Annotated in this window: 11 protein-coding genes; 7 read left to right on the top strand and 4 right to left on the bottom strand. The window is 46.1% G+C overall.

What is annotated here, in order from left to right; genetic code table 11:
• The first annotated feature begins 149 nt into the window (after window positions 1–149).
• The 7 genes from ACN0W5_RS02570 to ACN0W5_RS02540 all read left to right on the top strand — a co-directional run bounded on the left by ACN0W5_RS02570 (window position 150) and on the right by ACN0W5_RS02540 (window position 8,844).
• On the top strand, window positions 150–692 hold the full coding sequence (locus ACN0W5_RS02570; protein WP_417452689.1) for a c-type cytochrome: 543 nt from the start codon (window positions 150–152) through the stop codon (window positions 690–692).
• Window positions 693–809: 117 nt separating this feature from the next.
• The gene (gene hisN / locus ACN0W5_RS02565; protein ID WP_417452688.1) at window positions 810–1,607 is read left to right on the top strand and encodes a histidinol-phosphatase; all 798 of its coding nucleotides are present in this window, start codon (window positions 810–812) and stop codon (window positions 1,605–1,607) included.
• Between the two features lie 207 nt (window positions 1,608–1,814).
• Window positions 1,815–3,923, top strand: a complete 2,109-nt coding sequence (locus tag ACN0W5_RS02560) for an extracellular solute-binding protein (RefSeq protein WP_417452687.1) — start codon at window positions 1,815–1,817, stop codon at window positions 3,921–3,923.
• Window positions 3,923–5,020 carry a microcin C ABC transporter permease YejB gene (locus ACN0W5_RS02555; protein WP_417452686.1) on the top strand — a complete coding sequence of 366 codons (1,098 nt, stop codon included), beginning with the start codon at window positions 3,923–3,925 and terminating at the stop codon, window positions 5,018–5,020. Before ACN0W5_RS02560 ends, ACN0W5_RS02555 begins: the two co-directional genes overlap by 1 nt.
• Window positions 5,021–5,023: 3 nt before the next feature.
• Window positions 5,024–6,091, top strand: coding sequence for an ABC transporter permease (locus ACN0W5_RS02550; protein ID WP_417452685.1), 1,068 nt, complete (start codon window positions 5,024–5,026; stop codon window positions 6,089–6,091).
• Window positions 6,088–7,749 carry an ABC transporter ATP-binding protein gene (locus ACN0W5_RS02545; protein ID WP_417452684.1) on the top strand — a complete coding sequence of 554 codons (1,662 nt, stop codon included), beginning with the start codon at window positions 6,088–6,090 and terminating at the stop codon, window positions 7,747–7,749. Before ACN0W5_RS02550 ends, ACN0W5_RS02545 begins: the two co-directional genes overlap by 4 nt.
• A 165-nt stretch (window positions 7,750–7,914) precedes the next feature.
• The gene (locus ACN0W5_RS02540) at window positions 7,915–8,844 is read left to right on the top strand and encodes a 2-hydroxyacid dehydrogenase (RefSeq protein ID WP_417452683.1); all 930 of its coding nucleotides are present in this window, start codon (window positions 7,915–7,917) and stop codon (window positions 8,842–8,844) included.
• Window positions 8,845–8,940: 96 nt separating this feature from the next.
• Here the strand turns inward: ACN0W5_RS02540 and ACN0W5_RS02535 are convergent, their stop codons facing one another.
• From ACN0W5_RS02535 to ACN0W5_RS02520, 4 genes are all read right to left on the bottom strand, one after another.
• Window positions 8,941–9,279: a MarR family winged helix-turn-helix transcriptional regulator gene (locus ACN0W5_RS02535; RefSeq protein WP_417452682.1), complete on the bottom strand. Its 339-nt coding sequence runs from the start codon at window positions 9,277–9,279 to the stop codon at window positions 8,941–8,943.
• 185 nt (window positions 9,280–9,464) lie between these two features.
• Window positions 9,465–9,911: a universal stress protein gene (locus ACN0W5_RS02530; RefSeq protein ID WP_299378679.1), complete on the bottom strand. Its 447-nt coding sequence runs from the start codon at window positions 9,909–9,911 to the stop codon at window positions 9,465–9,467.
• Between the two features lie 150 nt (window positions 9,912–10,061).
• On the bottom strand, window positions 10,062–11,441 hold the full coding sequence (locus ACN0W5_RS02525; RefSeq protein ID WP_417452681.1) for a leucyl aminopeptidase family protein: 1,380 nt from the start codon (window positions 11,439–11,441) through the stop codon (window positions 10,062–10,064).
• A 242-nt stretch (window positions 11,442–11,683) separates the two neighbouring features.
• Window positions 11,684–12,859, bottom strand: coding sequence for a TAXI family TRAP transporter solute-binding subunit (locus ACN0W5_RS02520; RefSeq protein WP_417452680.1), 1,176 nt, complete (start codon window positions 12,857–12,859; stop codon window positions 11,684–11,686).
• Window positions 12,860–12,903 lie beyond the last annotated feature (44 nt).

Below are 12,903 nucleotides of genomic sequence, written 5' to 3'. Positions count from 1 at the left end.
CAAAACAAAGTGCTTTGCGCTTTTTTCACTATAACTATTCAAAAAATCCGCTTAAGCTTGGCAAAAATCAATGGAAACTATTGAATGCTTGGCTTCAGAACGCTATTGTCTGCCGGAAATTCAAATATAAGCCCAAAGGGTCAGGAAGAATGTCTTTAGAGAATAATAAGGCTTTTGCCTCAGTACTAACTGCCGGCATCATCTTAATGGCATCTGGTTTTGCAGCGAATATGCTCTACCAACCAAAAGACTTGGAAGAAAATGCCTATAAGGTTGAAGTCGCTGATAGCGGTGCTGAAACGGCATCGACAGCCCCTGCTGGCCCAGTTATTGAACCAGTAAGCGCCCTTCTTGCTTCTGCCGATGTTGCGGCAGGTGCAAAAGGATTTAAGAAATGTGCTGCCTGTCACACCGTAGAAAGTGGCGGCGCGAACAAATTAGGCCCGGCGCTTTGGGGAGTTGTTGGTTCTCAACGCGCTTCAGTTGATGGATACTCCTATTCTGATGCTCTAACTGCCATGAATGGTGAAACTTGGGATTACGAAGCTCTCAACGAGTTCCTGACCAAGCCAAAAGCTTATGCCCCAGGAACGAAGATGGGTTTTGCTGGCCTCAAGAAAGTTGGTGCCCGTGCAGACCTGATCGCTTACTTGCGCGAGCAAAGCGACAATCCGGCGGCTCTGCCAGAGTAAGCTGAGAAACAAGCATCTGAAAAAGGCGACCCACCGGGTCGCCTTTTTTATGCATCACAATTGTAAAACAAATCTGCTAACAACAATTTGAGCTAGATTTAAGCAGGGTTCCCCATGATGAGTTCCAATTTTCTTTGTCCCAACGAATTTATACAGCTTGGCGAAAAGCTTTGCGACGCTGCACAGGGCGTTATCCTCCAACATTTCAGACATCCGCTTGATGTCGAGGGGAAAAGCGATGACTCGCCCGTCACCATAGCTGACAGAAATGCAGAAAGCGCCATGCGTGATCTCATCAACACAACCTATCCAGACCATGGAATAGTCGGCGAGGAACATGGCTCTGAGAATCTGGATGCAGAATTTGTCTGGGCGCTAGATCCAATTGACGGCACCCGAAGCTTTATTTCCGGCCACGCCATTTTTGGTACTCTCGTTGCTCTTTTACGCAATAATCAGCCCGTCATGGGCATACTTGCAATGCCTGTGCTCGGCGAGCGTTGGGTAGGCGCAACAGGACACAAAACCCTTTTTAGGGACTTCAGGGGCACCACTCAGGCAACCACACGAGATTGTGCCAAACTATCTGACGCCACAATTGCCACCACCTCTCCCCATCTATTTAAAGAAGATGAGTTTCCAAAGTTCAATCGAGTTCGCGAAAATGCCAGAATGCCCCTCTATGGTGGAGACTGTTATAACTATGGCCTCGTTAGTAGTGGTTTGATCGACCTAACAGTTGAAGCAGGTATGGGTGTTTATGATTTTCTGGCGCAAGTTCCTATCCTCACTGGTGCGGGGGGAATCATGACAGATTGGGAAGGCAATGCCCTTGGTATGCATTCTGATGGAAAAGTCATCGCTGCTGGAGATCCCCGCGTTCACCAAGAGGTTTGTAGCTTCATCAATCAATAGTTCTTATCAGTATCGAAACAAAGTTGACTATTTAAGCCATCATGTTAACCATTTTTCATTACTCACCTGCCACTATCCTCATTCAGTTTTGGTTGAGGTGCGAAAAATGGTTAACGAAGTCCTTGATCATAAAATCAAAACACCTCAGACTATCCACCTAGGGGCCTTTGCCCTTTAAACAAACATTTCGGGGGTTATGACAAGACGATGCGCGCACTCTTTCTGGCCAACTTTGTCCTCTGCGTCTTCTTGCCGTTTTCAGTTACCGCACAAACGACAAAATCCCACGGCATCGCAATTCATGGCGAACCGGGTTACCCCGCTAACTTCACTCATTTTAATTATGTCAATCCTGATGCACCCAAAGGCGGCGAAATTCGTATTGCCAGCGAAGGCACCTTTGACAGCTTCAACCCCTATATCATCAAAGGTGTTCCCGGTCCGGGCTTTACCCCGGAAACTCTTCTGACAGCAAGTGCCGATGAAGCCGCCAGTGAATATGGGCTGATTGCCGAAAGCCTTGAATGGCCCGAAGATAGATCGTGGGTCATCTTCACACTGCGTCCGGAAGCCAGATGGCACGACGGCGTACCCATAACCGTCGACGATGTTATTTTTTCTTGGGAAACTATACGTAATGATGCCGGACCTTACGTAAAAAACTATTACGCAATCTTGAAGAATGTCGAAAAGGTCGGGGATAATCAGGTTAAGTTCATTTCAGACGAACCAGGTAACAAAGAATTCCCCATTCGTGCCGGATCATTGCCGATTTTTGCCAAACATTACTGGGAAAGCAGAGATTTCTCTAAAAGCACACTGGAACCTCCTTTGGGAAGTGGTCCTTACAAAGTAACGGACTTTGAAGCTGGTCGTTATGTTGTTCAGGAAAAAGTTAAGGACTACTGGGGAAAAGATCTGCCTGTAAACAAAGGGCAAGATAATTTCGATAAGATAAAAACCACCTACTACCATGATGACGATGTCATCAAGCTTGCGATCAAATCAGGCGAAATAGATTATCGGAACGAACGCTCATCCAGTGCCTGGGCACAGGATTATGATGTCCCTGCCATTACAAAAGGATGGCTAAAAAAAGAATCAATCCCACACAAACGTCCCCAAGGAATTCAGGGTTTTTTCTACAACACGCGGCGAGATATTTTCAAGGACCCAAAAGTCAGAGAAGCCATCGGATATGTCTATGACTTTGAATGGACAAATAAAAATTTATCCTTTGGGCTATTGACACGCACAACCAACTTCTTTGGCAACTCTGAGTTATCCTCAACAGGAGTTCCCAAGGGTCGCGAGTTAGAAATACTCGAAAAATATCGCGGGAAAGTACCTGACAGCCTTTTTACAGAAGCATTTCATGTCCCTACATCTGATGGAAGTGGTTGGCCACGACACAATTATCGCAAAGCTTTCGAGCTTCTTGCCGATGCAGGCTGGGTCGTGAAAGATCTGAAATTGGTGAACGAAAAAACCGGGGAGCAAATGTCTTTTGAGATGCTTGTTTCATCCAAAGGTATGGAAAGAACGATACTTCCCTTTGTGACAAGCTTAAGCAAGCTTGGTATTGATGCCCGAATTCGCCTTGTTGATAGATCCCAATACATCAACCGTATCAGAGACTTTGACTATGACATTGTCATTATTAAACTTTCTGCCAGCATCACACCCGGTACAGAACAACGCGGTTTCTGGACGAGTGAAACCGCAGATAAAAAGGGAAGTGGCAACTTTGCAGGCGTAAAAGATCCTGTTATCGATGAGCTAGTAGAAGCCATTGCCAATGTCGATAATCGAGAAGAATTGGTTGCAACCGTCCGCGCATTAGACCGAGTGTTACTCTGGGGTTATTATGTTATTCCACAGTTCCATACCGAAGATGATCGTGTGCTTTACTGGGATAAATTTTCACGCCCCAAAGTTACGCCTTGGCGTGGAACCAGCACGTCTTATTGGTGGTTTGATAGCGATAAAGAAGCTGCATTGATAGAATCAATGTCAAAGAACGAGCTTACCCAAGAAGTTGACACGACAAAAACAGATGAAACACCAGTTGCTGAATTGTCAGAAAATAGCGAGCCATTTTTTGACCCATTAATTGTTGATACCTTTTTGAACAGCTTTGAAAATCTGGGCCTTAATCCGGAAACACTAAAAGACTTTTTCACCTTTCAGATCTTTGCCGATCCTGACGCTTTTTTTAAAAAAGATAACTGGCGCCCCTATGCGCTCGGTATCAGCTTGTTGCTTATTAGCCGCTGGTTCATTCGAAGACGTCGACGCAACAGGGGACAAATCTGATGCTAGCCTATATTGTTCGCAGACTTTTACTAATGATCCCGACACTTCTTGGGATCATGGTTTTAAATTTTGCCATCATTCAGCTTGCCCCGGGCGGCCCTGTGGAACAGGTTCTCGCCAAACTGTCAGGGCAAGGCGCGGAGATATCAGAACGTATAACTCAGAACAAAGATGATCTGGCCCCGGTCAGTGATATAGAAGCATCGAACACCAGCAAGTATAAAGGCGCACAAGGACTCGACCCAGAACTTATCAAAGAGCTTGAAGTTCAATTTGGTCTGGATAAGCCACTACATGAACAGTTTATCGTCATGATGGGTAACTATTTAACCTTCGATTTTGGTGAAAGTTTCTTTCGGGATCGACAAGTTATTGACCTTGTTATCGACAAAATGCCTGTTTCTATTTCTCTGGGACTCTGGACCACACTACTTGTTTATTTGATCTCTATTCCCCTTGGCATAAAGAAGGCCATTCGCGATGGATCTTCTTTTGATATATGGACCAGTGGCATCATTATCGTTGGGTATGCCATCCCTGGATTTATCTTTGCCGTTCTCCTGCTCGTCGTGTTTGCCGGGGGCAGCTATCTCACAATTTTCCCTCTTAGCGGACTAACATCCGATAACTGGGATGAGCTATCGACCCCCAATAAAATACTCGACTATCTACACCACATCATTTTACCCGTCACAGCGATGGTGATCGGCGGTTTCGCGAGCTTAACAATGCTGACCAAAAATTCTTTTTTGGATCAGATTGGGCAGCAATACGTCACAACAGCACGGGCAAAAGGCCTGACAGAAAGTCGCGTGCTTTACGGTCACGTATTCCGAAATGCCATGCTCATCGTCATCGCAGCCTTCCCCGCCAGCTTCATCGGCGTTCTTTTTACGGGATCAGTATTGATAGAGGTTATTTTCTCACTCGATGGTCTTGGGCGCTTGGGCTTTGAAGCCGTATTCAATCGTGATTACCCTATTATTTTTGGCACTCTTTACTTCTTCACTCTTGTTGGACTTCTTATGAACATCATTGGTGATCTTGCCTACATGCTTGTCGATCCCAGAATTGACTTTGAAAGTCGGGAGGGTTGATCTATGAGAGGTGATACACAAAAACTATTCGGCGTGACACTCGCCCCGATGAATCAGCGGCGGTTACAAAACTTCAAAAAAAATCGCCGGGGATACTGGTCTCTTTGGATTTTTATTGTTCTTTTCGGCCTGAGCCTGCTCGCCGAAGTCATTGCCAATGATAAACCTATTGTCGTTTTTTATGACGACCAAGCATACTTTCCGATTGTGCAAGCTCTACCAGAAACTCACTTCGGCGGAGAATTCAAAACAGAAACAGATTATCACGATCCTTATGTCCAAAATTTGATTTCGGCAAAGGGATGGATGATCTGGCCGTTAATTCAATACAATTATAAAACTGTTGCCTATAAGCTGCCTGCGCCAGCCCCCACACCACCCGATTTTGATCATTGGCTTGGCACAGATGATCAGGCGCGGGATGTTGTCGCCCGTCTGCTCTATGGTATGAGAATATCAATTTTATTTGGCCTGTTATTAACAGCAATCAGCGCCGTTATCGGTGTGACAGCCGGTGCAATCCAAGGTTATTTTGGTGGTGTGCTTGATCTCGTTGCGCAGCGTTTTATTGAAATATGGAGTGGCCTACCAACCCTCTATATCCTCATTATTGTCAGTTCCGTTCTCGTACCAAGTTTCTGGACGCTTCTGGGCATCCTCATGCTCTTTAGTTGGGTCGGCTTTGTCGGTGTCGTCAGGGCTGAGTTCCTAAAGGTTCGAAACTATGATTATATCAGATCAGCCAAAGCATTAGGGGTTAGTGATAGAATGATCATGTATCGCCATATTCTCCCTAATGCGATTGTCGCAACGCTTACCTTTCTCCCCTTCACGTTAACGGCAGCAATTACGGGGCTGACCTCTCTTGATTTTCTCGGCCTGGGGCTTCCCGCAGGATCAGCATCACTCGGTGAGCTTCTTGCTCAAGGTAAAGCAAACCTTCAAGCACCGTGGTTAGGATTAACAGCCTTTGTTTCCCTCGCGGTAATGCTCAGCCTTTTGGTGTTTATTGGTGAAGCAGTCCGTGATGCCTTTGACCCCAGAAAGCTTTTTAACGGAGGTCGCTCATGAGTGTTCTCGTCGACCATTCCACTAAAGAAGAGCAAGCTCTTTTGGATATCACCAGTCTTTCGGTCCAGTTTCGTGGCGAAGAAGAGACTGTCGATGCCGTCGCGGGTATTACCTACAAGCTGATGGAGGGGCAAACAGTTGCTCTAGTTGGAGAGTCCGGATCAGGAAAATCTGTCAGCGCCCTATCTATTTTGCAGCTACTGCCTTACCCACAAGCACACCACCCACAAGGAAGCTCGATAAAGTACAGAGGTAAGGAAATCATAGGTGCCAATGATGCTACCATGCGGGATATCCGTGGGAATAAGATTTCGATCATCTTTCAAGAACCCATGACATCATTGAACCCGCTACATACGATCGAAAAGCAAATCAACGAAGTCCTTTTTGTGCATAAAGGCATGAGCAAGATCGAAGCACGGAAACGTACTCTCGAACTTTTAAAGCTGGTCGGCATTAAAGATCCTGCTGGTCGCCTGAAATCCTACCCACACGAACTGTCTGGTGGACAGCGACAACGTGTCATGATTGCCATGGCGCTCGCCAATGAGCCGGACCTTTTGATCGCGGATGAACCAACGACAGCACTGGACGTTACTATCCAAGCACAAATTCTTGAACTGTTGAAAGAGCTTCAGGAAAAGCTTGGCATGTCTATTCTTCTGATCACACACGATCTTGGCATTGTCAGAAAGATGGCCGATCGCGTTTGCGTCATGACAGAGGGCCAGATTGTCGAACAGGGGCCGACTGAAAAAGTCTTCTCGCAACCAGAGCACCCTTACACTCAAAAGTTACTCGCGGCCGAACCTCAGGGAAAACCTGTCGAAACCAATTCTGATGCGCCAGTAATAATGGCCTGTGAAGACATCAAGGTTCACTTCCCGGTTAAGCGAGGCTTGCTGCGTAGAACCGTTAGTCATATCAAGGCCGTTGATGGCATATCCCTCACCCTGCAACAGGGCCATACAATTGGCATTGTCGGCGAATCAGGATCGGGAAAGACAACCCTGGGCCTCGCCCTCTTGCGTTTGATATCAAGTAAAGGTGCAATCCGTTTTGACGGGAAATCCATTGCCAACACCAAAGGATCGCAACTCAGATCACTTCGGCAAGAAATGCAAATTGTTTTCCAGGACCCTTATGGATCACTCAGTCCTCGTCTATCGATAGGGCAGATCATCGAAGAAGGCCTCAAGGTTCACGGACTAGGTGGCAATGCCAAAGAAAGAGAAACACTGATTATAGAGGCCTTAAACGAGGTTGGCCTTAATCCGGAAAACCGCCATCGTTATCCGCATGAGTTTTCAGGCGGACAGCGCCAAAGAGTTGCCATTGCCCGTGCCATGGTTTTAAAGCCCCGTTTTCTGGTGCTGGACGAACCAACTTCGGCGCTCGATATGTCAGTTCAGGCCCAGATCGTCGATTTACTTCGTGACTTGCAAGTCAAACATAAACTCACCTATCTTTTCATAAGCCACGACCTGAAGGTGGTTCGTACATTGGCGGATAATGTCATCGTCATGAAAGACGGCAAGGCAGTTGAAACAGGGACAGCCAAAGAAATCTTTGAAGCTCCGAAAACTGCCTATACTCAAGCCTTGATCAAAGCGGCTTTTGATCTGGAAGTTGTAAACCAAGACGCGATAAGCGCTTAAAAAGCTTCACCACACACATTAAACTCGCCAGAATCTACAGAGATCTAGAAAAACAATTTCTGAAGATAAACCACTGCGAAATAAAAAACTTTTGTTGCCGGATTGCCAGACCTTTCCTGCATCCCCTACACTGTCTATTCGATGACCGATCATTAGGGGCACTTGATGGCACTTCTTTTTATTTCTGAAACGGACAAGTTGGATTTGTGGCGTAAATATCTGCGCGATGAAATTCCTGATCTCGATATGCGTCTGTTGCCAGAGATTGGAAATAAAGAAGACATAGAGTACGCCCTTGTCTGGCAGCCCCCCAAGGGACTGCTCAAATCCCTACCCAACTTGAAAGTTATTTTTTCCCTGGGTGCCGGGATAGACCATCTGGCCTCGGACCCGGATTTACCCGAAAACGTCCCAGTTGTGCGAATGGTTGATTCGTCTTTGACGTCAGGCATGACAGAATATGTTGTCATGGCGGTCCTCAATCACCACAAAAGTATGCGCCTGTATCGCGAACAGCAGAACCGTAAGGAGTGGACGTTGCATGTCCCGCCAGTAACCTGGGATAGGCGGGTTGGGATCATGGGTATGGGAGTCTTGGGTTCAGATGTCGCAGGTAAGCTAAGCTATCTCGGTTTTGATGTAGCAGGGTGGAGCCGGACCCACCGGGAACGACCAGGCATAAAAACCTATGCGGGTGCAGATCAGCTTGAAGACTTTCTAAAAACAACCGAAATATTGGTCTGCCTGCTGCCTCTGACTTACGAAACAGAAGATATTCTCAATAAAGATCTTTTTGCCATGCTTCCCAAAGAAGCAAGCGTTATCAATGCGGCAAGAGGCGGCCATCTGGTTGAAGAAGACTTGATAGAAGCACTGGATTCAGGTCATCTGTCCGAGGCAACACTCGATGTGTTCAAGTCCGAACCACTGGATCAAAGCCATCCCTTTTGGGATCATCCCAAAATCACGATTACGCCGCATGCTGCCAGTACAACACACCCAAGCTCTAGCGCCCGAAATGTAGCCGATGGTATCCGGCGCTTTGAAAGCGGAGAAGAGCTATTAAATGTTGTCGATATGAAACGAGGCTATTAAGCCTGTCATGATGTATTCCATGAAACACCAAATTCACAAATATTGAATGACTGGAAATCCCCTACTGAAACTTGAGGGGTTCAGGTGCGATGGGACTTAGACTTCTTCGGCATATTGTTCGACCATATCAGCAAATTCTCGTAAATAGACGGAACCTTTGATTGTTCGTTGCACAAGGATCGAGCGGCGATCATTCTCATCCGTTTTTCGGCGAACAAAATCATACTTCCCTAAACGATCAAGAGCACGCGTCACGGCTGGTTTTGACATATTCAGCTCTTCTGCCAACCCACGAACTGTATGTGCCTGATCTTTGAGGTATACATGAAGCAATAAAGTAAATTGGCGAGACGTCAGATCCGGTAGCCCTTTTTGCAGAGCTGTGACCATAACGCCTCGCCATAATTCTAAAGCCTGTTTCGCTGGTATATCCACGATCAATCCCAAACGTTCCGCAATCGCAATGATTCTAGAACACAAACAGGACTAAACTCAAGATATTCCTTCAATACGTTACAGGAGCACCAAAGCCGTTTAACTTTTTTGCTCAAGTCGGCTTAAAAACTCATGCAATTTTTCGGCACAAACAATAAAGCCAATATAAGCCAAACAGCTATATATTACCGAACGGTAACACAGGTAACTTTACTCAAACTTGCCACTTTATGAGAAACAGATCCCAGAAGAAGTGATTCCAAATCACCGTGACCACGGCTTCCCATTACAATTGCATCGACTTTGTTTTTGTCAGCAAATTCAACAATCGATCTCGCAGGTGGGCCAACTTTTACTTCAGTCTTGATATTCTCAACACCAACTTTTTTGGCAATTTCTTTTGCTTCGTTGAGAACTTCTTGGCTAAAGGAATCAAGAACATATTGTGCGTCCTGACCAGAAACATGTTCAACCTCCATAAAGCGGCGCAACCCTTCGTTCATTTTGACAGCTTTTGCAACTGTCAAAAAAACAAGTTCACCTTCAAACTTAAGGGCCAGGGCGGCGGCTTTTTGAACGGCCCGCATACTGTGCTCGGAACCATCAACCGCACAAAGGATTTTATTGAACATTGTCATACTCCATCTGTAAGACAGTTATTAAAACCAAATTCAAAAGAACATTAGCATAAAATAAGAGAATTTTCCCAATCTCTATGGACAACCCTGAAATGCAAAAAAGCAGTCCATTAAGTTTTTCGGTAGATCCGGGAAAGTAAAACCTTATTGTCCAACCATTTCTTTAACCATGGAATAAACAGCTCTCAGGCCAAGAGCTTCACCACCTTCTGGCTTCCCTGGCGAAGACGAATTGTTATAAGCCATGACGTCAAAATGCGCCCACGGAATATCTTTCTCAACAAATTCCTGCAAATACAACGCTGCCGTGATCGCGCCGGCATACGGCCCACCAGATATATTGTTCAGATCAGCAATCTTGCTATCCAGCATTTTTCGATAGGGTTGGTACAACGGCATGCGCCAAACTTCATCACCTGTCGTTATGGAATGTTGACGCAGCTTCTCTGCTGTCTCGTCATCATTACAGAACATAGCGGGTAAATCGGTACCCAAGGCAACACGCGCAGCACCCGTTAACGTCGCAAAATCAATAATCAGATCCGGTTTGGCCCGGCTTGCTTCGGCAAGGGCATCACACAGAACCAGGCGACCTTCGGCATCTGTATTCCCGATTTCGACAGTAAGACCTTTACGGGTTTTGATGATATCGGATGGTCTGAATGCATTTCCGGAAACGGCATTTTCAACAGCAGGAATAAGGACACGTAGCTGGCAAGGCAGGTTACTTTGCATTATTGCCGCAGCAATCCCCAGTACATGAGCAGCACCGCCCATATCCTTTTTCATGAGTAACATACCAGCCGCTGATTTGAGATCCAGACCACCGGTATCAAAACAAACACCCTTGCCCACAAGTGTAATTTTGGGCCCCGCATCTCCCCATCTGAAATCGATCAATCGGGGGGCACGGACAGAAGCCTTACCAACTTCGTAAATCGCCGGATAGTTAGCTTCGATAAGCTTGTCACCGACGATGACATTACAATCGGCTTCGTATTCACCAGCCAATTGTGAAGCTGCGGTAGCAAGCTCTTCTGGCCCCATGTCATTACTCGGCGTATTAATCAAATCACGTGTCAGGTGGACACCACTTGCAAGGGCGTGAACCTGTGTTTGATCCGCGCCTTTTGGCCAAACAAGTGTCGCTTGAATCTTGTTGCTCTTCTTGTAGCGTGTGAACCGGTACGTCCCAATTGCCCATCCCAGAGCAACCTGTGTTGCAGCTTCCCGAGAAAGGTCATCTTTGAGGTAATAAGTGCCCTCTGGAAGATTTTGACTTAACCCCGCAGCCGTCCATAGACCGGGAACATCCTGATCTCCAATCCCGACAACGGTGGCTTTAACACCATCATTCTGATCCGGTAGTGAACAGGTCGCCCCCTCATCAGCTTTAAACCCGTTTGCAGTCATCCATGATATGCCCTTGGCATTTTCTTGAAGCTGCTCATCAAATTGTTTTTTGTTTAAAAAGATTAAAGGTATAGCCTGCTTTGGAGCAGAATCAATTAGTTGAAAACTCATGTTTTTCCTACAAATTACCAGATCGTGAGAAACAAGACAGTGCCCACATAGAAATGAATGCTGCTGATGTTACAACCTGATAAGTACAGTGCACAGTCTTTTTTAGGCTCAAAACAATATAATACGATGACAAGGTTATTCTGAAAGATGGGCGTGGAAAATAAATTTGAGCATAGAGAAATCCGTATCGATGCTAGCTATTGAGCTTTGGGTTGGCGCGTCAAAGCGTTAGAACCATCAAACTACTCTTCAACACCTTCTTCAGTGTCAGTAGAATTAATTTCATTTGATATTTCATCATCAATCACGACCTGATCACCGTCTTCGGACACACCCTGATCTTCTTCGAGGTCTTCATCCATAAAGGTTTCTTCTACTTCCGGGATCATGCCAATTTCACGGTAAAATCGTTCAGCCCCAGGGTGCAGGGGTAAGATCAAACCATCCAACGCGGTTTCCCGGGTTATATACTGACCAAGTGCGTGCCCTTTTGTCAGATTTTCTGCGGTGGTTTCATGCCACAACGCCTTGGTGATGCCATAAACCAGATCGTTATCCAAGTCATCTCGTACCAAGAACTGGGCCGGAACCATCAGAGCCAGTGTATCAGATGTATTTTTGTAGGTACCAACACCAATCGTCCCCCCAGAAAAGAAAGGATATATTTCTTGCAGGATTTCAACGTCTGTTTGACTGAGAGACAAAAGTTTTGCTTTGTGTCGATCAGTCAGAACCGTGACCAATCTTGCTGGCGCCCCCGCAATCATGAAAAAGGCATCAATTTCACCGCTGGTAATGGCTTCGTATGATTCACTGTCTGACAAAGTGAACATATTTTCTTTCGAAACCCTGACACCCCGGGTTTCCAAGAGTAACTGCGCCGCAGCATTGGTACCAGAACCTGCTGGTCCAATAGAGATTTTTTTCTTTTCAAGATCTTCAAGAGATCGAATACCACTATTGATACCAACCACAAGATGCATTGCTTCCGGATATAGGTTCGCAACACTTCTAAGGTTGCCAATAGCACCACGAGTGCGAAAAACATGCTCGCCCCGCAATGCCCAGAAGACAACATCAGCTTGCGCAAAGCCCCCCTCAAGCGTGCCATTAGAAATACCAATCACGTTAGAAACAGACCCTTGCGTTGAGACACTCACAGACAGAAGGCCATCAACACCGCAACTACCACCTTTTTCACAGGCGCGAGACCCCACTGGCTTGCTGATAGAACTGGCGATAATGCCACCCAACGGGAAATAATTTCCTATTGTCGCCCCGGTTCCAATTCGAAACACAGGCGTATCTTGGGCCAAACTGATATTCGACAGTATCGATATACAGAAAATAGAAGCGACAATAACGAAGTTTTGGAAGTTCTTTTGAAAGAAACGGTACCTTGAGGACGTCGAAAACAACCGACTGCCTTTCTCTTATAACAGATTAGTCGCTGGGAAGCTTT

This window comes from Kiloniella sp. (genome assembly GCF_048270245.1).
Classification (GTDB): Bacteria; Pseudomonadota; Alphaproteobacteria; order Kiloniellales; family Kiloniellaceae; genus Kiloniella.
This window is presented reverse-complemented; position numbering and strand designations above follow the sequence as displayed.

What these genes read in the sequence shown, in the direction of transcription:
- ACN0W5_RS02570 (WP_417452689.1), top strand. Translation starts at nt 150, where the DNA reads ATGTCTTTAGAGAATAATAAGGCTTTTGCCTCAGTACTAACTGCCGGC.
- hisN (WP_417452688.1), top strand. Translation starts at nt 810, where the DNA reads ATGAGTTCCAATTTTCTTTGTCCCAACGAATTTATACAGCTTGGCGAA.
- ACN0W5_RS02560 (WP_417452687.1), top strand. Translation starts at nt 1,815, where the DNA reads ATGCGCGCACTCTTTCTGGCCAACTTTGTCCTCTGCGTCTTCTTGCCG.
- ACN0W5_RS02555 (WP_417452686.1), top strand. Translation starts at nt 3,923, where the DNA reads ATGCTAGCCTATATTGTTCGCAGACTTTTACTAATGATCCCGACACTT.
- ACN0W5_RS02550 (WP_417452685.1), top strand. Translation starts at nt 5,024, where the DNA reads ATGAGAGGTGATACACAAAAACTATTCGGCGTGACACTCGCCCCGATG.
- ACN0W5_RS02545 (WP_417452684.1), top strand. Translation starts at nt 6,088, where the DNA reads ATGAGTGTTCTCGTCGACCATTCCACTAAAGAAGAGCAAGCTCTTTTG.
- ACN0W5_RS02540 (WP_417452683.1), top strand. Translation starts at nt 7,915, where the DNA reads ATGGCACTTCTTTTTATTTCTGAAACGGACAAGTTGGATTTGTGGCGT.
- ACN0W5_RS02530 (WP_299378679.1), bottom strand. Translation starts at nt 9,911, where the DNA reads ATGTTCAATAAAATCCTTTGTGCGGTTGATGGTTCCGAGCACAGTATG.
- ACN0W5_RS02525 (WP_417452681.1), bottom strand. Translation starts at nt 11,441, where the DNA reads ATGAGTTTTCAACTAATTGATTCTGCTCCAAAGCAGGCTATACCTTTA.